Raw genomic sequence first — 19,602 nt, 5'->3', positions numbered from 1 at the left:
GCGACCGTCCTTCCCGGCTGCGGACGGGCACCTTCGCAAGCGGCTTCTCACCTGGTCGTGGCGTGGTAGGATGATGGCACATCACGCTGCCGAGCCTTTGGAGCCGTCATGCCCGCCACCGAGAAGCGAACCTTCACGCTGCCCGTCGATCAGAGCAGCTTCATCGACCAGATGGTCGAGTCCGGATCCTATGAGTCCGCCAGCGACGTCGTTCGCGCCGGGCTTCGGGCGCTGCAGGAACGCGACGAGGCCGTCGAACGGTGGCTGCGCGACGAGGTCGCCCCGGTCTATGACGCGATGAAGGCCGATCCGTCGCGGGGCATTCCCGCCGAGGACGCCTTAGCCGCCGTGCGCGCCCGGCATGCCGCGCGGCTCAAGGAGAACAGGTGACGCGGGAAATCGTCTTTTCGCCCGAAGCGCTGGCGGACCTGCTTTCGCTGTACGACTATGTTGCCGATCAGTCTGGGGAAAGTTGTGCCGTTGCCTACATCACCCGGATTGAAGCCTATTGCGCGGGCTTCGCGGAGTTCCCCGAGCGCGGGATGCGCCGTGACGAACTTCGCGAAGGCCTGCGCGTCGTCGGCTTCGAACGGCGCGTAACGATCGCCTTCCATGTCGAGCCGGATCGCGTCGTCTTCGACCGCATCCTGTACGGAGGCCGCAACATGGAGGGCGCGATCGCCCAACCAGATCGCGACATGACCTAGACGCCGCGGCCTCACCTCCCGTTCGACCGCCACTGCTGCCGTTGGCCGCCCCTCACCCCCATCGCGGCCGACGCATCCGGAACACGCGCTCCACCGCCGCATAGTCCATATACCCCAATCTCGCCAGGTTCTGCGCCTTCGCGCTGTCGAACAGCCCGTCCGTCAGGCACGCGTCGTCGATGTGGACGCCGATCACCTGCCCCGTCACCACGGTGACGCCGGCCTCCGAGCCGTCGAGCAGCACCGGGCGGCGGATTTCCGTCACCCGGCATTCCAGCGCGGCGTGGGCCTCGGCGACGCGGGGGGCGGCGACGAGGCGGGAGGGGGCGGGGGTGAGGCCGGCATAGCCGAACTCGCTTACCCCGCGCGGGGCGTCGACGGAGGTGGCGTTCATCTTGTCGGCGAGGTCGAGCGTGACGAGATTGGCGACGAACTCGCCGGTCTGCCGGATGAAGGCGACGCTGTCCTTCTCGCCCTCCGACGAGAACCAGACCAGCATCGGCTTCGACGACAACGCGTTGAAGAACGAATAGGGCGCGAGGTTGAGGGCGCCTTCGGCCGACCGGCTGGAAATCCAGCCGATCGGGCGCGGCGCGACGATCGCCTTCAAGGGGTCGTGCGGCAGGCCGTGGCCATGGGCTGCTTCGTAGAACATCAGATCTCCCTCGGCCCCGCATAGTCGGAAACGAGCGCGGCCGGGTCGGGCCGCGGCCGCTCGGCGATCTCGCCGGCATGGTTGCCGATGTGGACGAAGCCGACCACGCGCTCCTCCGGCGCGAGGCCGAGGAGCGCGCGGCCCTCCTCGACGTCCGAATACCAGTTGGTGATCAGGTTGGCGCCGTAGCCCAGCGCGTTGGCGGCGATGATCAGGTTCATGGCGGCCATGCCGGCCGACAGGAACATCTCCCATTGCGGGATCTTCGGATTGGCCTTGGGCACGAAGACCACGCCGATGACGAGCGGCGCGCGCGAGAAGCGGGTGCGTTCCTGTTCGATGCGGGCGGGTGGCAGTTCGCCCTCGCGCTTCACCGCGAGGGCCGCCAGCCTCTCGCCCACCACCTGCCGCGCGTCGCCGCGATAGAGGACGAAGCGGAAGGGCGCCAGCCGGCCGTGGTCGGGCACGCGCGCGGCGATGCGCAGCATGGTGGCGATGTCGTCGTCGCCCGGTCCGGGGCCGGCGAGTTCCTGGATCGGCGCGGACTTGCGGGCCAGCATGAAGTCGATGACGGGTGAATTCAAAGGGCGTTTCCTTGCGGTCGGACTGTCTTGAAAAAAGTGCGGCGGTGCGGACCACGTGCCTGCCGATGGCCTTGAAATTGCCACCGCATTGGGCTTGATGGCAACCCGATGCACGAAGACACGCCGTTCACCGCCGCACGCCGACTGCGCGCCCTCCTGGCGGCGACAATTCTCGTCTTCTGCGGAGGTGCGGCCTTCGCCCAGTCCGGAGACGTGCCGAAGGCACCGGCCCCCGGCACGAGCGGCTTCACCGCCACCGAGCGAGGCCCCTCCCTCCCCTTCGTCGGCACCCAGCCGGTGACGCTGTCGGCGCAACTCACGGCCGAATCGCCGGAACTGTCGCGCGGGCTGATCTGGCGCATCTTCAAGCCCGAGGCGGGCGACGACGGCAAGCTGCCGCTCGTCATGGCCGAACAGGGCGGCACGCGCACCTTCGATCTCGCCCCGGGCAGCTATCTCGTGCACGCGGCCTTCGGCCGGGCCGGCGCCACCAAGCGCATCAGCGTCGGCGACGAGCCGCGGACCGAGAACTTCGTCCTCGATGCCGGCGGCCTGAAGCTCAACGCGACGCTGGCAGGCGGGTCGCGGCTCGCTCCAGCCAAGGTGCGGTTCGACATTCTCGAAGCCGACGAAGGGTCCGACGGCGAACGCGCGATGATCGCGCCCCAGGTCCGTCCCAACAGCGTCGTGCGGCTCAACGCCGGCGTCTATCACGTGGTCTCCTACTACGGGCAAGTCAACGCCGTCATCCGCTCCGACATCCGCATCGACCCGGGCAAGCTCACGGTGGCGACCATGGAGCACAAGGCCGCGCAACTCTCCATGAAGCTGGTGCGCGCAGCGGGTGGCGAGGCGATCGCCGACACGGCCTGGTCGGTGCTGACGGAATCGGGCGACGTGGTGCGCGAATCGGTCGGCCCCTTCGCGGCCATGGTGCTGGCGGAAGGCGACTACACGGTGATCGCCAACAACCGCGACCGCATCTACCAGCGCAGCTTCACGGTGAAGTCCGGCCAGGACGAGGACATCGAGCTGATCACCAGCCGCGACCTCGCCGACATCGGCGCCGACGGGACCGAGAAGGCGCCGGTCGAGTAGCTTCGGCAGGCCGGCGATCCGCCTAGACGGGGATGCGCGCGCCGCCGGACCGGCGCGGCAGGCGGATGCGCCTGCGGGCCGGCTGCTCTGCCGGCGCCATCGAAAACACCGCGTCCTTCAGGAAAGCCAGCAGCGCCTTGCGGTCGCGGATCGGCTCCATCTCGCTCCACGGGATGACGCGGCCGATGCGTGCGGTCAGCGTCTTGCCCGACAGCCGCGCGAATTCGTGGATCAGCAGCGAGGTGCGCAGGGTCAGCGAGATGTTGCCGATCAGCCGCGGGAGCGGACGCCTGTCCGCGGTCAGGTCCATGTGGCGGCTGACGATGTGGAAGAGCCGGCCGCACTGTCCGTCGAAATGCAGCGGAACCACCGATGCCTTCGCCTCCTGCACCAGCCGCGCCGCGAAGATCTTCCAGGGCAGATCTTCGGCGCGGCCAAAGCCCTTCGGCGCGGTGGCGACCCCGCCCGCCGGGAAGATGACGATGGTGACGCCCTCGCGCAGCAGCCGCAGCGCCTCGTGGCGGACCTCGAGATTGTTCTTCAGCGCTTCCTTCGTCTCCGAGAAGTCGACGGGCAGCGAATAGGGCGCGATCTCCGGCACCTTCAGGAGCTCAGCATTGATCATCACCTTGAAGGGCCGGCCGAGCTGCTCGGCCAGCGACAGGACGGCGATGCCGTCCCCGATGCCGTAGGGATGGTTGGCGATGATGACGAGCGGCGCGTCCGGCGCCGGCTGCGGCGGCCAGGCCCGGTCATGGCTCACCCTGACGTCGATCAGCTCGAGCATACGGCCGAAGATGCGGTCGCCGGAGGGAACGATCCGGTCGCGCCAGATGCCGTAGAGCGCGGCGTAGCGGTCGCGGCCGGACATGCCCTCGATCGAGCGGATCACCCAGCGCTTCAGGCGCGGCTGGCTGTCATTGGCATAGGACAGCTCCGGGAACGGAATGGTGCGGCTGCGCAGTCGGGGCATCATTCAGCCGATATGCGCCTGGTCCATGACAGGCGGATGAAGGCCGCGCGATGTCGCCGCGACGTCGAGACGGGAGAGGTCGACCCTCCCCCGTCACGCTTCGATCAGGCCGCGTCCGCAGCGGCGCGACGCCGCTGGTCCGGCGGCACCGCCTCGGCGCCGAGCGCCGCCAGGGCCTCGCCGAGCGCCATCGAATGCTGGTCCCGCGAGCCGAGCCGGCGGATGTTGACGGTGCCCTCCTCCGCCTCCCGCCTGCCGCAGACGAGCATGACGGGTACCTTGGCGTGGCTGTGCTCGCGGACCTTGTAGTTGATCTTCTCGTTGCGGAGATCGGCCTCGGCGGCCAGCCCCAGCGCCTTCAGCTTCTTCACCACCTCGCGGGCATAGTCGTCGGCCTCCGACGTGATGGTGGCGACGACGACCTGCAGCGGCGCGAACCAGAGCGGCAGGTGGCCGGCATAGTTCTCGAGCAGGATACCGAGGAAGCGCTCCATCGAGCCGCAGATGGCGCGGTGGACCATGACCGGCCGCTTCTTCTCGGAATCCTTGTCGATGTAGAAGGCGCCGAACCGTTCCGGCAGGTTGAAGTCGACCTGCGTGGTGCCGCACTGCCATTCGCGCCCGATCGCGTCGCGCAGGACATATTCGAACTTCGGGCCGTAGAAGGCGCCCTCGCCCGGGTTGATCGAGGTCTTGATCTTCCCGCCCGACTGCTGCGCGATGGTCTCCAGCACGCCGCTCATGATCGCTTCCGCGTGATCCCACGCCTCGTCCGAGCCGACGCGCTTCTCCGGCCGCGTGGAAAGCTTGACGCTCACCTCCTCGAAGCCGAAATCGGCATAGGTCGACAGGATCAGGTCGTTGATCCTGAGGCACTCGGCGGCGAGCTGCTCCTCGGTGCAGAAGATGTGGGCGTCGTCCTGCGTGAAGCCGCGCACGCGCATCAGCCCGTGCAGCGCGCCGGACGGCTCGTAGCGGTGGACATTGCCGAATTCGGCATAGCGGATCGGCAGTTCGCGGTAGGACTTGAGTCCGTGCTTGAAGATCTGCACGTGGCCCGGGCAGTTCATCGGCTTGATGGCGAAGACGCGATGATCCGCCTCCTCGTCATCCGGGTTCGTGAAGGCATGCGCCGACTTCACCGCGAACATGTTCTCCTGGTACCAGCCCCAGTGGCCGGACGTCTCCCACAGCGACTTGTCGAGGATCTGCGGCGCATTCACCTCCTCATAGGTGCCGTCGAGCCGGCGACGCATATAGGACACGAGGCTCTGGAACATCCGCCAGCCCTTGGAATGCCAGAACACGACGCCCGGCCCCTCCTCCTGGAAATGGAACAGGTCCATCTCGCGGCCGAGCCGGCGGTGGTCGCGCTTCTCGGCCTCCTCCAGCATGTGGATGTAGGCGTCGAGCTGCTCCTGCGTGGCCCAGGCGGTGCCGTAGATGCGCGTCAGCATCGGGTTGTTCGAATCGCCGCGCCAGTAGGCGCCGGCGACCTTCATCAGCTTGAACGCATTGCCGACCTGTGCGGTCGAGGCCATGTGGGGGCCGCGGCAGAGATCGAACCAGTCGCCCTGGTAATAGATCTTCAGGTCCTGGCCTTCCGGGATCGCGTCGATCAGCTGGACCTTGTAGCTCTCGCCCTTGTCGCCGAAGACCTGGCGCGCGCGGTCACGGTCCCACACCTCCTTGGTGAAGGGACGGCCCCGCTGGATGATCTCGCGCATCTTCTTCTCGATGACCGGGAAGTCGTCGGGCGTGAAGGGCACGGCGCGGGCGAAGTCGTAGTAGAATCCGTTTTCGATCACCGGACCGATGGTGACCTGGGTGTCGGGCCAGAGTTCCTGAACGGCCTCCGCCAGAACGTGGGCGGTGTCGTGGCGGATGAGTTCCAGCGCGCGCGGATCGTCGCGGGTGACGATCTCGACGGCGCCCGAGCGGCCGATCGGATCGGACAGGTCGCGCACCTCGCCGTCGAGCGCATAGGCGACCGACTTCTTGGCGAGCGACTTCGAGATGGACTCGGCCAGCTGGGCACCGGTCATCGCCGCGTCGTAGTCGCGGACGGATCCGTCGGGGAATTTCAGGGAAACCTGGGACATTCTTCTCTCCTTATCCAGTCCCGCAAACGAGCGCGGGTGGTTCCGTGCCGGATGCGTCCGGCGGCGCGGGCTATCTAGCGGTCATCCGCGCGGTCGTAAAGGCGATGCGCAGGCTTGTCGGCCGACGGTCGACAGCTAGGCCGCGTGGTCGTGCCCGCAGCCGCATTTCCTGGAGACCCGCCAGAAGCGCCAGGGTGTCCACCAGCGGAGGTCCGGCGCGAGCGTCGGCGGCACGTTGTCGATGCCGCTGGTGCCGCCCGGGCCGCAGCGCATGACCCGAAACAGTCCCATCCAGCCGCCGTTCCACAGCCCGTGCCGCGCGATCGCCTCATAGGCGAATTCCGAGCAGGTCGGCAGATGCCGGCAGGTGTTGCCGATGAAACCCGACAGCGTCAGCTGGTAGAGCCGCACGAAGCCCACGCCGAACAGGCGGCCGGGCGTCCTGCGCCAGGGGCCGGCGTAGTTGCGGGAGTGGGGACCGGATGCGTTACGCATGGGTTGCGAGGACCGCCTTCGCCTCCTCGACCATTGGAGGAACGAACTTCGTGGCCGTCGTCCAGAGGATCGAGAGATCGACCGAGCCGTAGCCGTGCGTCAGGTGGTTGCGCATGGCATAGGCCTGCTTCAGCGGCAGGCCCGGGTACCGAGCCGCGTAGTCGGTTTCGAGCTTCAGGATGTTCGCCGAAGCTTCTCCAAGGACCTCGATGCACTTCCAGACCGCGAGATGGCAAGGCTGATCCTGCGCGAATGCCTCGTAGGTCCTGTCCTCGATTATGACACGGACCCGCTCTCCCCAGTCCACGATATCGCTCAGGAGGTCGATGAATCGCTGTTCGGACCCAGGCTTCACAACGGCAACAGTTCCGGCGCGATGCGGCCGAGTGTCTGGGGACGGAGTCCGCCCGGTGTCGAGACGTCCACCTCGATGCCCAGAACGTCGGCCAGCTTGCCGCGAAGTTCACCAAGATGGGCGAAGGTCGTGACTTCGAACACCGGATCGACAAGGATGTCGATGTCGCTCCCCTCCACGTCCTCGCCGCGCGCCACCGATCCGAAGACGCGCGGGTTCGTCACCGGATAGCGCGCGATGATCGCCAGCACTTCGTCGCGGTGCTTCGCCAGGGCCTCGGAGGGGCGCATGCCGGTGTCCCTTCGCCTCAGGCCGCCGCGTCGGCGGCCTTCCTCTCGATCTGGCCGACCGCGTCGACGACGGCGTCGAAGGTCAGCAGCGTCGAGGCGTGCCTGGCCTTGTAGTCGCGCACCGGCTCAAGATACTTCATGTCCTCGAAGCGGCCTTCGGGCGGAGAGCCGTTCTCCCTGAGCATGCGCCGCACGGCCTCGCGGGCCGCACGCAGTTCGTCGGCGGTGGCGCCGACGACGTGGCTCGCCATCACCGACGATGACGCCTGGCCCAGCGCGCAGGCCTTCACGTCGTGGGCGAAGTCGGTGACGACCCCGTCCTGCATCTTCAGGTCGACCGTGACCGTCGAGCCGCAGAGCTTCGAATGGGCGGTCGCGGTCGCGTCCGGGTCGGCCAGGCGGCCGATCCGGGGGATGTTCCCGGCGAAGCCGAGGATTTTCGCGTTGTAGACATCGTCGATCATGGTTTTCCGATCGTCGCGGCCTGGCGGACAATGCGTTTCACGCCGCCTTCTTTCATTTGATACTCGAACCCAATATATAGGGGTCGTGGCCCTCGGGCGGCAAGATGCACAGGATCGTGCCGCCGGGAGCCAGCCGCCATTTCCGGGCACGTCGCGGATTTTCCGTTCATCCCTGAAAAGGCTGTGGTCCGTTCAACTCGTTCCCCCGTAAGAGGGGAACTACGGGAGACACTTTTCATGGATGCCATCGTCAAGAAGCTCGAAACCGTCGCCAGCAACACACCCCTGCCCCCGGCCGAACGGCCGTCGCAGGCGGAGGTCGAGGCGGCCGTCAATACCCTGCTGCGGTGGATCGGCGAGGATCCGTCGCGTGAAGGCCTGGTCGACACGCCCCGCCGCGTCGCCAAGGCCTATCGGGAAATGTTCTCCGGCTACGACAAGGATCCGGCCGAGGAACTCGGCCGCACCTTCGAGGAGGTCGCCGGCTTCGACGACATGGTCCTGATCCGCGACATCACCTTCCATTCGCATTGCGAGCACCACATGGTGCCGATCATCGGCCGGGCGCATGTCGGCTACCTGCCGGACGGCAAGGTGGTGGGCCTGTCGAAGGTCGCGCGCGTGGTGGAGATTTTCGCGCAGCGCCTCCAGACGCAGGAGGCGATGACCGCGCAGATTGCAGCTTCGATCCAGGACGTGCTAAATCCGCGCGGTGTTGCCGTCATCATCGAGGCCGAGCACATGTGCATGGCCATGCGCGGCATCCGCATGCAGGGGTCTTCCACGCTGACCTCGACCTTCACCGGCGCCTTCCGCGACCATCCCGAGGAACAGGTGCGCTTCATGACGTTGCTGCGCGCCGGCGCCAGGGGCTGACCCCTCCCCGCCGGCCATTCGAAGATGGACCGGCATGGCCAGGATCGATTTCTCCCCTCCCCCCGCCGACAAGGCCGCGCTCGAGGAAGGCGCGGCCTTCACGCCGCGTTTCGATGCCGCCGGCCTCGTGACCGCCGTCGTGACCGACGCGGAGGACGGCGTGCTGCTGATGGTGGCGCACATGAACGCGGAGGCGCTGGCGCTGACGCTCGAGACCGGCATCGCGCACTACTGGTCCCGCTCCCGCAACAGTCTCTGGAAGAAGGGCGAGACCTCCGGCAACATGCAGCGCGTGGTCGCCATCAAGACCGATTGCGATCAGGATGCGGTCTGGCTCTCGGTCACCGTGGAAGGCGATCGCGCCACCTGCCACACCGGTCGCCGCTCCTGCTTCTATCGGGACGTCGCGCTCTCGGGCGGCAGTGCGGTGCTCGTGCCGGACGGCAGCAGGCCTCTCTTCTCCCCTCACGAAGTATACGGCAAATCGTGATCGCCCCTGGCGGAACCGTGACCACCGGCGACGGCACGGTTGGCGTAACGTCCGGTGCGGGCGACAGTGCTGCAATCGCGCCCGGACGGTGGACGTGACATTCATGATTTCGACAGGGGTTTGTCGTATCTTGCGCTGCAGAGAAGCATCGGGAGGGACGGATGCTCGACTGGGCACCCCTTCGGGGCAGGCAAGTGATGCGTGACGAGGCGGAGCCGCCCTTCGTGCCGACGGCGGAGCCGGAGCGCCCGGATCGGAACGGCATCGCGCTGGCCCTCGGCGGCGGCGCCGCGCGGGGCTGGGCCCACATCGGCGTGCTACGCGCCCTCGACGAAGCCCGCATCCCGATCGACATGATCGCTGGCACCTCCATCGGCGCGCTGGTGGGGGGCTGCTATCTCGCCGGCAAGCTCGACGAGCTCGAGGAATTCGCCCGCGGCCTGACCAAGCGGCGCATATTCGGCCTGCTCGACTTCCACATCGGCGGCTCGGGCCTGCTCGGCGGCATCAAGCTGACCGCGCGGCTGAAGGAGCACATGAACGGACTGACCTTCGCCGACCTGCCGAGGCCCTTCGTCTGCGTGGCGGCCGAAATCCGCACCGGCCACGAGATCTGGCTGTCGAGCGGCAGCCTGATCACCGCCATGCGCGCTTCCTACGCGCTGCCGGGCGTGTTCGAGCCGGTGACGGCCAACAAGCGCGTGCTGGTGGACGGCGCGCTGGTCAATCCGGTTCCCGTCTCGGTCTGCCGCGCCTACGAGCAGCCGCTCGTGGTGGCGGTGAACCTGCACTACGACCTGTTCGGCCGCGCCGCCGTCATCCGGCATTCGGCCGGCGATCTGCTGGTCGAGAAGGACGCGCAGCAACCGACGCGGGCCGAGAGCCAGGTCCGCGAGCGCGAGGCCAAGCTCGGCATCACCGGCGTCATGGTGGAGGCGTTCAACATCATCCAGGACCGCATCTCGCGGGCGCGGCTCGCCGGCGATCCGCCCGACATGTCGCTGCAGCCGAAGCTCGGCCATATCGGGCTGACCGAATTCCATCGGGCCGACGAGGCGATCCGGCTCGGCTACGAGGCGACGGTCGCCAACATCAACGAACTGAAGCGGCTGCAGACGGTGCTGGCGTAGGTCGCGTACCGACCCGGCGGCGCGCCTCCGCTACCCGGCGAGCGCAGCGTCGGCCAGCCTGAACTGCACCGACTTCGCGCCGTTCCAGTGGTTGGCCGAGATCGAACCGGCGACGTGAACGGTGCGTCCCTGCTGCTTCAGGAGAAAGTTGCCGAGTTCGGTTTCCGCCGAACGGAATGCCATCGCCTGTACGTTTCCGCCGCTCCCCGACCGCAGGTCGACGCGCAGATGGCCGACGCCCACCGGACGCACGCGCACGATCTCGTGGCGCGGCAGCACGAACAACGGCTGCGCGTGGCCGGCGCCGAAGGGGCCGGCGCGCTCCAGAACGTCGAGCAGGGCGAGATTGGCGCCCTCGGCCATCAGCGCCGCGTCGATCTTCAGCTTCTCCTCGTCGCGCAGGCGGAAGACGGCGGCGGCGGCCTCGTCCTCGAAATAAGCCCGCAGCGCGCCGAGCTTCGCACGCTCGACGGTGATGCCCGCCGCCATGGCATGGCCGCCACCCTTGACCAGCAGCCCGCGCTCCACCGCCCCGCGCACAAGACGGCCGAGATCGAGACCCGGGATCGACCGGCCGGACCCCGTGCCGATACCGTTGGCATTGAAGGCGATGGCGAAAGCGGGGCGGCGGGCGTGGTCCTTCAGGCGCGAGGCGAGTAGGCCGACGATCCCCGGGTGCCAGTGCTCGCTCGCCGTCACGACGACCGCAGGCCCCTTTCCGCTCATCAGCTCCGCATCCGCTTCCGCGCGGGCCTCCGCCAGCATCGCCTTCTCCATCGCCTGGCGCTCCTGGTTCAGCCGGTCGAGCGTCTCGGCGATCGACTGCGCCTGAACCGGATCGTCCGTGGCGAGCAGCCGCGCCCCGAGGGCGGCGTCGCCGATGCGGCCGCCGGCATTGATGCGCGGACCGATCAGGAAGCCGAGATGGAAGGTGTTGAGCGGCTCGCCGATCCGGGCGGCACGCTGCAGCGCAGCCAGGCCCGGATTCTGCATGTGCCGCGCCGCGACAAGTCCCTTCACGACGAAGGCGCGGTTGACGCCGACGAGCGGAACGACGTCGCAGACGGTTGCCAGCGCGACGAGATCGAGAAGGCCGAGCAGGTCCGGAGGACGAATCGCTTCCGTACGTTGCCGCAGGATCTTCACGACATGCACGAGCGTGAGGAACACCACGCCAGCAGCGCAGAGGTGTCCCTGCCCGGAGAGATCGTCCTCGCGGTTCGGGTTGACGATCGCGACGGCCGCGGGCAGCGGTCCGCCGACCTGGTGGTGGTCGAGCACCACGACGTCGGCGCCGGCTTCGTTCGCGGCCGCGACCGACGGTGCGCTGTTGGTGCCGCAGTCGACGGTCACGATCAGCCGCGCGCCCTTGGCGACGAGGTCGCGCATGGCGTCGGGATTGGGACCGTAGCCCTCGAAGATGCGATCGGGGATGTAGATCTCGTTCGGCACCCGGTAGTGGTCGAGCACCCGCTTCAGCAGGGCCGACGAGGCTGCGCCGTCGACGTCGTAGTCGCCGAAGATCGCGACGCGTTCGCCCCGCAGGACGGCATGGGCGATGCGCGCGGCGGCCTTCTCCATGTCGGTCAGCGAGGCCGGGTCGGGCAGCAGGTCGCGGATCGTCGGGTCGAGGAAGCGCTGCGCGGTGTCCGCGTCGATGCCCCGGCCGGCGAGCACCCGGGCGACGATGTCCGGCAGGCCGTGGTTCTGCGATATCGCCAGCGCGACGTTCTCGTCGCGCTCCGACAGGCGGTGAACCCATGCGAGCCCGTTCGCCGACCGCCTCACGTCCAGAAATGTGCGCCTTTCGCCAACCATACCCGAATCCGTCTGCACAGAGCGCGCGACACTAGAGCATTTCGGGACGACAGTGGAACGCGTTCCCCGCGCGGCGGGACGAAAGCCGGCGCTTGTTCCGGCGACCTTCCTGCCTTACTGCAACGATGTGGCATTGTCGGGAGAAAGGGCGGCGTTCCTCCGTCCCCGGCCGGCGAGCGTCCCGGGAGAGACCACCATGCGCGCCGCCGTCCTGCGTCAGTACAATGCGGAACTCGTCGTCGAGACCGTGCCCGACCCGCGATGCGAGGAGGATGGGGTCGTGCTGAAGGTCAAGGCCTGCGGCATCTGCCGCTCGGACTGGCACGGCTGGGTGGGCGAGCATCCGCGCGTCAAGCCCGGACAGATCCTCGGGCACGAGTACTGCGGCGAGGTCGTGGAAGCGGGGCCACGCGCGCGCTGGGCCGTCGGAGACGAGGTGATCGCGCCCTTCATCCTGGCCTGCGGCACCTGCCCGCAATGCCAGTCGGGCGAATCCAACACCTGCGAAGACCAGCGACTGCCGGGCTTCACCGAAGCCGGCGCCTATGCGCAGTACATCTCCGTGCCGCGCGCCCACAATCTCGCCCGGCTGCCGGAAAGCCTGTCGCCGGTGACCGCGGCAGGCCTCGGCTGCCGGGTCACGACGGCATGGCACGCGCTGACCGGAAGGGCAGCGCTGAAGGGTGGCGAGTGGCTGGCCGTGCACGGGACCGGCGGCATCGGCCTCTCCTGCCTGATCCTCGGTCAGGCGCTGGGCGCGCGGGTGATCGTGGTCGACGTGGTGCCCGAAAAACTAAGCCACGCCCTCTCGCTCGGCGCCGAGGCGGCGATCGACGCGCGTGACGGCGACGTCGCCGCCCGCATCATCGAGCTGACCGGCGGCAAGGGCGCGCATGTCTCCGTCGAGGCGCTTGGCATCGAGGCGACCACAAATGCCTCCATCGCCTGCCTGCGGGCGCTGGGACGCCACGTGCAGGTGGGCATGCCTGTCGGCCATACGGCGCACATGCAGATCAACATGAACACCGTCTACATGCGCAATCTCGCGCTCTACGGAACGCGCGGCATGCCGGCCTGGCGGTACCCGTCCCTGCTCGGGCTGATCGAGGCCGGCCGCGTCGACGTCAGTCCGCTGATCGCCCGCGAGATCGCGCTCTCCGACGCTTCGGCCGAGCTCGCCGCTTTCGACGGCCCGACCCCGCCCGGCGTCGCGGTGATCGGCGACTTCGCGCATTGAGGCGCCGCAGGTCGAAGTCCGCGCCGCGATGAGCGGCGCAGGACGTCATGCTTCGGCTAGTGCCTCCGATGCCGCCCTCGGCGCGCGGATGCCGACGCCGTTCAGAACTTGTCCATGTCCTGGTGCTTGGCCTTGATCTCGCGCACGGTGAGCGACGACGAGCGCATGACGATCGTGTGGGTCTGGATGTAGTCGCGCGAGAACTTCACGCCGGCGAGGAGATTGCCGTCGGTCACGCCGGTGGCGGCAAAGAGCACGTCGCCCCGCGCCATCTCTTCCATCTGGTACACCTTGGTCGGGTCCGAGATGCCCATCTTGGCGGCACGGGCCACCTTCTCGTCGGTGTTGAGCTGCAGCCGGCCCTGCATCTGGCCGCCGATGCAGCGCAGTGCGGCCGCCGCCAGCACGCCTTCCGGCGCGCCGCCGATGCCGAGATAGATGTCGATGCCGGTCTCGTCCGGATCGGTCGTGTGGATCACGCCGGCCACGTCGCCGTCGCCGATGAGGCGGATCGCCGCGCCGGTCGAGCGGACTTCCTCGATCAGGCGCGCATGGCGTGGCCGGTCGAGGATGCAGGCGGTGATCTCCGAGACCTTGACGCCCTTGGCCCTGGCCACGTTTTCCAGGTTCTCGATCGCAGGCGCATCGAGATTGATCACGCCCGCAGGGTAGCCCGGTCCGATCGCGATCTTGTCCATGTAGACGTCGGGTGCATAGAGCAGGCTGCCCTTCTCGGCGATGGCGATCACCGCCAGCGAGTTCGGCAGGTTCTTGGCGCAGATCGTCGTGCCCTCCAGCGGATCGAGCGCGATGTCGACGTCCGGACCGTCGCCGAGCCCCACTTCCTCGCCGATGTAGAGCATCGGCGCCTCGTCGCGCTCGCCCTCGCCGATGACGACGGTGCCCTTGATCGGCAGGCGGTTGAGTTCGGAGCGCATGGCATCCACCGCCACCTGGTCGGCCGCCTTCTCGTCACCGCGCCCGCGCAGGCGCGCGGCAGCCACCGCGGCGCGTTCGGTCACGCGGACGAGTTCGAGTGTCAGGATACGATCGAGGCCGGGCGATACGGTCTTTGCCATGACGGGCTTTCCTGCAAGGGGGACTTCGCGGTGGAGGCGCCCCCTTTTGTCAAAGCCGTCCCCGCGCGGCAAGGGCTTGCGGGCAGGATATCCGAGGGCGTGTCGGGATCAATCGATTGAATGTCGAAGGCCTGCCGACGCTGCCGGTCGAACCGTTCAGGCGGCCCGCTCGATGCGGATGACCTGCGCCTTGTCGATCAGGTGTCCGTCCTTCGTGATGCCCTCGACGGCCTTGCGCACGGCGGCCTCGGTGGTCTCGTGAGTGACCAGGATCACCGTCTTGCGATCCGCGCCGTCACCGGCATCGGCGTGCTGGACGATCGATTCGAGCGAAATGTCGTTGTCGGCCATACGCTTGGCGATGGCGGCGAAGACGCCGATGCGGTCGTGGACCGTCAGCCGGATGAAATAGCCGCCGGCATGGGCGCGGATGCCGGCCTTCTTGTAGGGCGCCAGTTCCTTCACCGGGCGGCCGAAGACCGGCCCATGCTGGAAGCCGGGGCGGCTCTTGGCGATGTCGGCGATGTCGCCGATGACGGCCGACGCGGTGGCGTTGCCGCCGGCACCGGGTCCCGAGAGCAGCAGTTCGCCGAGGATGTCCGTCTCGATCGCCACCGCGTTGGTGACGCCATGGACCTGCGCGATGACGGAGGCGGTCGGCACCATCGTCGGATGCACGCGCTGCTCGATGCCGCTCTCCGTGCGCTGGGCGACGCCGAGCAGCTTGATGCGATAGCCGAGCTCGCCTGCCGCACGGATGTCGGCCTGGGTGATGTTGGAGATGCCTTCCATGTAGATGGCGCTCGGCGCAATGCGGGTGCCGAAGGCGAGGCTGGTCAGGATCGACAGCTTGTGGGCGGTGTCGTGCCCCTCGATGTCGAAGGTCGGATCGGCCTCCGCGTAGCCCAGGCGCTGCGCATCGGCCAGGCAATCCGCAAACGAGATGCCCTCCTGCTCCATGCGCGTGAGGATGTAGTTGCAGGTGCCGTTGAGGATGCCGAAGACGCGGCTGATCGTGTTTCCGGCGAGCGATTCGCGCATGGTCTTGATGACCGGGATGCCGCCGGCGACCGCTGCCTCGTAGTTGAGCAGCACACCCTTCTTCTCGGCTGCTTCCGCGAGCGACAGGCCGTGGGCGGCGAGCAACGCCTTGTTGGCCGTCACGACGTGGCGGCCGGCCTCGAGGGCTGCCTTGACGGCCGACTTCGCCGGCCCTTCGTCGCCGCCGATCAGTTCGACGAAGACGTCGATGTCTCCCTTGCGGGCGAGTTCCACGGGATCGTCGAACCAGGCGACGCCGTCGAGCGCAAGTCCGCGATCCTTGCCGCGGTTTCGCGCGCTGACGGCTGTGACCCGGAGCTCGCGGCCGCACTGGCGGGTGAGTTCGCCGGCCTTTTCGGTGAGGACGCGGACGACGGAGGCGCCCACGGTTCCAAGGCCGGCAATCCCGACACGCAATGCTTCGCCCATGGTTCCGGACCCCTCCTGAACGCTTTCCATCAACGAGAAAAAAGCTCAGCGGCGAGCGCCGAGCGGGAAGCCTGAGATCCGCTCAGCGGCGGGCGCTGAGCGGTATGACGTTGTCGAGCGTCTGGCCCGCGGTCGACAGGAAGCGCTTGATGTTGCGGGCGGCCTGACGGATGCGGTGCTCGTTCTCGACGAGCGCGAGGCGGACGTAGTCGTCGCCGTGCTCGCCGAAGCCGATGCCCGGCGCGACGGCGACGTCCGCCTTCTCGACGAGGAGCTTGGAGAATTCGAGCGAGCCGATCGACTTGAAGGGTTCGGGGATCGGCGCCCAGGCGAACATGGTGGCCTGCGGCGCCGGGATCGCCCAGCCGGCCTTGGCGAAGGTGTCGACCATCACGTCGCGGCGGCGGCGATAGACGTCGCGCACCTCGGCGATGTCGGCCCCATCGCCGTTGAGGGCCGCACTCGCCGCCACCTGGATCGGCGTGAAGGCGCCGTAGTCGAGATAGGACTTCACCCGCGTCAGCGCCGCGATCAGGCGTTCGTTGCCGACGGCAAAGCCGATGCGCCAGCCCGGCATCGAGAAGGTCTTCGACATCGACGTGAACTCGACGGCGACGTCCATCGCGCCCGGAACCTGCAGCACCGAGGGCGGCGGGTTGTTCTCGTCGAAATAGATCTCGGCATAGGCGAGATCGGAGAGGATGATGATGTCGTTCTTGCGCGCGAAGGCGACGACGTCCTTGTAGAAGTCGAGCGACGCCACGTGCGCCGTGGGGTTCGACGGATAGTTGAGGATCAGCGCCAGCGGCTTGGGGATCGAATGACGCATGCCGCGCTCGAGCGCCGGAATGAAGCCGTCATCCGGCTCGGCCTGCATGGAGCGGATCACGCCGCCAGACATGATGAAGCCGAAGGCGTGGATCGGATAGGTCGGGTTGGGACACAGCACGACGTCGCCCGGCGCCGTGATGGCCTGCGCCATGTTGGCGAAACCCTCCTTCGAGCCGAGCGTGGCGACCACCTGGCGCTCGGGATCCAGCTTCACCCCGAAGCGGCGCGCATAGTAGCTGGCCTGGGCGCGGCGCAGGCCCGGGATGCCGCGCGACGACGAGTAGCGGTGCGTGCGCGGATCGCGGACGACGTCGCAGAGCTTGTCGACGATCGACTTCGGCGTCGGCAGATCCGGATTGCCCATGCCCAGGTCGATGATGTCGGCGCCCTGCGAGCGGGCCGAAGCCTTGAGCCGGTTCACCTGCTCGAAGACGTAGGGCGGCAGCCTGCGGGTCTTGTGGAACTCTTCCATGGCGGTACCGGTGTGTTGGGGGTGCGCGGAGTGGCGGCGATATACACCCATTCACGGGTGCGGTCGATAGAGTCCCGGGCCGCGGCCGATAGCGTCAGCGGCCTTCGATCTCGCTGATGACGTCGGCGCCTCGGTTGTTGCCGAGGACCCTCAGCCGCTCGCCGGCACCGGGCCTCGACAGCGACGCGACGGTGCGTTTCGCACGCTGCTGGGCCAGCAGCAACTCGCTGGTGGTCGCGCTGGCCTCGGCATCCGAAAACTGCTCCGTGGCAGCCCGCGCCGGGACATTGAGATTGGGGAACTGCCCGGTCTGCCGCGGCGCGGACGGACCGGTGCCGATCGTGTCGGTGGGTGCCGCCTGTGCGGCGACAGGCACTGCGTCCTCGATCGACATGGCAGAGCAGCCGCCCAGCGCCAGCAGCGCGGCGCATGCGACGATGGGCAGCGCCCGCGAGGGCGAAATATGTCTGCAAACTTTGGTCGAGGACATATTTTCTATCCAGGTGATGACTAAGCGAGGGACGTGGCTGCCGGGATGACCGTTGGACCGGTATGGTCGTCACATGATATTGTGTCAAGAAAAGGCTTCCGGAGGAGACACGGCGTCATGAAGAGTTCCGACGGAGACGGGCCGAAGCTGGCGGGCTCATCGGCCGAACAATACGTCATCAAGGACCCCGAGCTCTTCGCGCGCAACGTCGCACGCATGATCGAGAGCGCCGGCAAGGCCGCATCCGCGTGGGTCAATCCGCGCGAGAAGGGCGAGGTGCGCGACAGCATGGCCGACCCGATGGCCGACATGGTGAAGACCTTCTCCAGGCTGTCGGAGTACTGGCTGTCCGACCCGTCCCGCGCGCTGGAGGCGCAGACGAAGCTCTTCTCCGGCTATCTGGACATCTGGTCGAACGCGATCCGGCGCATGGGCAGCGACGGCAGCGCCCCGCCCGCCGAGACGCCGGCGATGGCCGACAAGCGCTTCCGCGACCCGGAATGGAGCACCAACGCCTTCTTCGACTTCCTCAAGCAGGCCTATCTCGTCACCACGAAATGGGCGAACGACCTCGTGACGAATGCCGAGGGCCTCGACGAGCACACCCGCCACAAGGCCGAGTTCTACGTCCGGCAGGTGTCGCAGGCGATCTCGCCGTCGAACTTCATCCTGACGAACCCCGAGCTCTTCCGCGAGACGGTCGCCAGCCACGGCGAGAACCTCGCCAGGGGCATGCAGATGCTGGCCGAGGACATCGCCGCCGGAAAGGGCGAACTGAAACTGCGGCAGGCCGACTACACCAAGTTCGAGGTCGGCAGGAACCTCGCCACGACGCCGGGCAAGGTCATCGCCCGCAGCGATGTGGCCGAGATCATCCAGTATGCGCCGACGACACGGAAGGTGCTGAAGCGCCCGCTGCTGATCTGTCCGCCCTGGATCAACAAGTTTTACATCCTCGATCTCAACCCGCAGAAGTCCTTCATCGCCTGGGCCGTCGAGCAGGGCCACAGCGTCTTCGTCATCTCCTGGGTCAATCCCGACGAGCGCCACGGGCGCAAGAGCTGGGAGGATTACATCGAGGAGGGTCTGAAGTTCGCCCTCGACCAGATCGAGAAGGCCACCGGCGAGCGGGAGGTCAACGCCATCGGCTATTGCGTCGGCGGCACGCTGCTGGCCGCAGCGCTGGCCCTGATGGCGCAGGAAGGCGACGACCGGATCGCATCGGCGACCTTCTTCACGACGCAGGTCGACTTCACCCATGCCGGCGACCTCAAGGTGTTCGTCGACGAGGACCAGGTCGCGGCGCTGGAAAGGGCCATGGGGGAGAAGGGCTATCTCGACGGAACCAAGATGGCGACGGCCTTCAACATGCTGCGCGCCGGCGACCTGATCTGGCCCTACGTCGTCAACAACTACATGCGCGGCAAGGAGCCGATGCCGTTCGACCTGCTCTACTGGAACGCCGATTCGACGCGGATGGCGGCGGCGAACCACTCCTTCTACCTGCGCAACTGCTACATGAACAACACGTTGTCGAAGGGCGAGATGATGCTGTCCGGCAGGACGGTCTCGCTGAAGGACGTCACCATCCCTGTCTACAACCTCGCGGCCAAGGAAGACCACATCGCGCCCGCCCGCTCGGTGTTCACGGGGTGCTCCTTCTTCGGCGGCAACGACGTGCAGTTCGTGATGTCCGGGTCGGGACACATCGCCGGGGTGGTCAACCCGCCCGTGCTCAACAAGTACCAGTACTGGACCGGCGGCACGCCGGTGGGAAGCTTCGAGTCCTGGCTGGCGACGGCGAAGGAGACGCCGGGATCCTGGTGGCCGCACTGGCACGCCTGGGCTGCGGGTCTAGATGACCGGCTGGCGACGGCGCGGCGGCCGGGCGCGCGCGGGATGCCGCTCCTGGGCGATGCGCCGGGCACCTACGTCACGGTCCGCGTCTGACCTGTGACAGGGAGACATGCTTTGTGACCGGCGGGC

The 19,602-nt window shown here is 67.7% G+C and carries 21 protein-coding genes; 8 read left to right on the top strand and 13 right to left on the bottom strand.

Annotated features, from left to right (window positions below; genetic code table 11):
• The first annotated feature begins 108 nt into the window (after positions 1 to 108).
• Both IAI54_RS03260 and IAI54_RS03255 read left to right on the top strand, forming a co-directional pair.
• On the top strand, positions 109 to 390 hold the full coding sequence (locus IAI54_RS03260) for a type II toxin-antitoxin system ParD family antitoxin (protein WP_187970995.1): 282 nt from the start codon (positions 109 to 111) through the stop codon (positions 388 to 390).
• Positions 387 to 707 (top strand): type II toxin-antitoxin system RelE/ParE family toxin, encoded by a 321-nt coding sequence (locus tag IAI54_RS03255; RefSeq protein ID WP_187970994.1) that lies wholly within the window; start codon positions 387 to 389, stop codon positions 705 to 707. Before IAI54_RS03260 ends, IAI54_RS03255 begins: the two co-directional genes overlap by 4 nt.
• A gap of 52 nt (positions 708 to 759) precedes the next feature.
• On the opposite strand, the gene IAI54_RS03250 is transcribed toward IAI54_RS03255, so the two are convergent.
• Complete coding sequence (locus IAI54_RS03250; protein ID WP_187970993.1) at positions 760 to 1,362, bottom strand: flavin reductase family protein; 603 nt, start codon at positions 1,360 to 1,362, stop codon at positions 760 to 762.
• Complete coding sequence (locus IAI54_RS03245; RefSeq protein WP_187970992.1) at positions 1,362 to 1,946, bottom strand: nitroreductase family protein; 585 nt, start codon at positions 1,944 to 1,946, stop codon at positions 1,362 to 1,364. The genes IAI54_RS03250 and IAI54_RS03245 overlap by 1 nt, the downstream gene beginning before the upstream one ends.
• A 108-nt stretch (positions 1,947 to 2,054) precedes the next feature.
• Here IAI54_RS03245 and IAI54_RS03240 point away from each other — a divergent pair, with 108 nt between their 5' ends.
• Positions 2,055 to 3,044 carry a hypothetical protein gene (locus tag IAI54_RS03240; protein WP_187970991.1) on the top strand — a complete coding sequence of 330 codons (990 nt, stop codon included), beginning with the start codon at positions 2,055 to 2,057 and terminating at the stop codon, positions 3,042 to 3,044.
• Positions 3,045 to 3,066: 22 nt separating this feature from the next.
• Here IAI54_RS03240 and IAI54_RS03235 read toward each other — a convergent pair whose 3' ends face one another.
• The 6 genes from IAI54_RS03235 to IAI54_RS03210 form a co-directional block, all read right to left on the bottom strand.
• Positions 3,067 to 4,017, bottom strand: a complete 951-nt coding sequence (locus IAI54_RS03235) for a lysophospholipid acyltransferase family protein (RefSeq protein WP_187972996.1) — start codon at positions 4,015 to 4,017, stop codon at positions 3,067 to 3,069.
• Between the two features lie 104 nt (positions 4,018 to 4,121).
• On the bottom strand, positions 4,122 to 6,119 hold the full coding sequence (thrS, locus tag IAI54_RS03230; protein ID WP_187970990.1) for a threonine--tRNA ligase: 1,998 nt from the start codon (positions 6,117 to 6,119) through the stop codon (positions 4,122 to 4,124).
• A gap of 135 nt (positions 6,120 to 6,254) precedes the next feature.
• Positions 6,255 to 6,614 (bottom strand): membrane protein insertion efficiency factor YidD, encoded by a 360-nt coding sequence (yidD, locus tag IAI54_RS03225; protein ID WP_187970989.1) that lies wholly within the window; start codon positions 6,612 to 6,614, stop codon positions 6,255 to 6,257.
• Positions 6,607 to 6,969, bottom strand: a complete 363-nt coding sequence (locus tag IAI54_RS03220; RefSeq protein WP_187970988.1) for a HepT-like ribonuclease domain-containing protein — start codon at positions 6,967 to 6,969, stop codon at positions 6,607 to 6,609. Before IAI54_RS03220 ends, yidD begins: the two co-directional genes overlap by 8 nt.
• Positions 6,966 to 7,259 (bottom strand): nucleotidyltransferase family protein, encoded by a 294-nt coding sequence (locus IAI54_RS03215; RefSeq protein WP_187970987.1) that lies wholly within the window; start codon positions 7,257 to 7,259, stop codon positions 6,966 to 6,968. Before IAI54_RS03215 ends, IAI54_RS03220 begins: the two co-directional genes overlap by 4 nt.
• 17 nt (positions 7,260 to 7,276) lie before the next feature.
• Positions 7,277 to 7,723: an iron-sulfur cluster assembly scaffold protein gene (locus IAI54_RS03210; protein WP_187970986.1), complete on the bottom strand. Its 447-nt coding sequence runs from the start codon at positions 7,721 to 7,723 to the stop codon at positions 7,277 to 7,279.
• Positions 7,724 to 7,960: 237 nt separating this feature from the next.
• Between IAI54_RS03210 and folE the strand changes: the two genes are divergently transcribed.
• The 3 genes from folE to IAI54_RS03195 all read left to right on the top strand — a co-directional run bounded on the left by folE (position 7,961) and on the right by IAI54_RS03195 (position 10,219).
• Positions 7,961 to 8,599, top strand: coding sequence for a GTP cyclohydrolase I FolE (folE, locus tag IAI54_RS03205; RefSeq protein ID WP_187970985.1), 639 nt, complete (start codon positions 7,961 to 7,963; stop codon positions 8,597 to 8,599).
• A gap of 34 nt (positions 8,600 to 8,633) precedes the next feature.
• Positions 8,634 to 9,089, top strand: coding sequence for a phosphoribosyl-AMP cyclohydrolase (gene hisI / locus IAI54_RS03200; protein ID WP_187970984.1), 456 nt, complete (start codon positions 8,634 to 8,636; stop codon positions 9,087 to 9,089).
• Positions 9,090 to 9,250: 161 nt separating this feature from the next.
• The gene (locus IAI54_RS03195) at positions 9,251 to 10,219 is read left to right on the top strand and encodes a patatin-like phospholipase family protein (protein ID WP_187970983.1); all 969 of its coding nucleotides are present in this window, start codon (positions 9,251 to 9,253) and stop codon (positions 10,217 to 10,219) included.
• A 30-nt stretch (positions 10,220 to 10,249) separates the two neighbouring features.
• Here IAI54_RS03195 and recJ read toward each other — a convergent pair whose 3' ends face one another.
• Positions 10,250 to 12,037, bottom strand: a complete 1,788-nt coding sequence (recJ, locus tag IAI54_RS03190; protein WP_187970982.1) for a single-stranded-DNA-specific exonuclease RecJ — start codon at positions 12,035 to 12,037, stop codon at positions 10,250 to 10,252.
• 196 nt (positions 12,038 to 12,233) lie between these two features.
• Here recJ and IAI54_RS03185 point away from each other — a divergent pair, with 196 nt between their 5' ends.
• Entirely contained in the window at positions 12,234 to 13,274 is a 1,041-nt protein-coding gene (locus IAI54_RS03185; protein ID WP_187970981.1) for a zinc-dependent alcohol dehydrogenase family protein, read from the top strand.
• A gap of 101 nt (positions 13,275 to 13,375) precedes the next feature.
• Here the strand turns inward: IAI54_RS03185 and glpX are convergent, their stop codons facing one another.
• The 4 genes from glpX to IAI54_RS03165 all read right to left on the bottom strand — a co-directional run bounded on the left by glpX (position 13,376) and on the right by IAI54_RS03165 (position 17,616).
• Positions 13,376 to 14,353 carry a class II fructose-bisphosphatase gene (gene glpX / locus IAI54_RS03180; RefSeq protein WP_187970980.1) on the bottom strand — a complete coding sequence of 326 codons (978 nt, stop codon included), beginning with the start codon at positions 14,351 to 14,353 and terminating at the stop codon, positions 13,376 to 13,378.
• Positions 14,354 to 14,509: 156 nt separating this feature from the next.
• Positions 14,510 to 15,823 carry a homoserine dehydrogenase gene (locus tag IAI54_RS03175; RefSeq protein WP_187970979.1) on the bottom strand — a complete coding sequence of 438 codons (1,314 nt, stop codon included), beginning with the start codon at positions 15,821 to 15,823 and terminating at the stop codon, positions 14,510 to 14,512.
• An 82-nt stretch (positions 15,824 to 15,905) separates the two neighbouring features.
• Positions 15,906 to 17,126 carry an LL-diaminopimelate aminotransferase gene (locus IAI54_RS03170; RefSeq protein WP_187970978.1) on the bottom strand — a complete coding sequence of 407 codons (1,221 nt, stop codon included), beginning with the start codon at positions 17,124 to 17,126 and terminating at the stop codon, positions 15,906 to 15,908.
• A 94-nt stretch (positions 17,127 to 17,220) separates the two neighbouring features.
• Positions 17,221 to 17,616, bottom strand: coding sequence for a hypothetical protein (locus IAI54_RS03165; protein ID WP_187970977.1), 396 nt, complete (start codon positions 17,614 to 17,616; stop codon positions 17,221 to 17,223).
• A 117-nt stretch (positions 17,617 to 17,733) separates the two neighbouring features.
• Between IAI54_RS03165 and IAI54_RS03160 the strand changes: the two genes are divergently transcribed.
• Positions 17,734 to 19,566, top strand: coding sequence for a PHA/PHB synthase family protein (locus tag IAI54_RS03160; protein WP_187970976.1), 1,833 nt, complete (start codon positions 17,734 to 17,736; stop codon positions 19,564 to 19,566).
• The last annotated feature ends 36 nt before the right edge of the window (positions 19,567 to 19,602 follow it).

The organism is Aquibium microcysteis, assembly GCF_014495845.1.
In the GTDB taxonomy this organism is placed as follows: Bacteria; Pseudomonadota; Alphaproteobacteria; order Rhizobiales; family Rhizobiaceae; genus Aquibium; species Aquibium microcysteis.
Note: the sequence above shows the minus strand (reverse complement) of the source record. Positions and strands in the feature narration are given on the sequence as shown.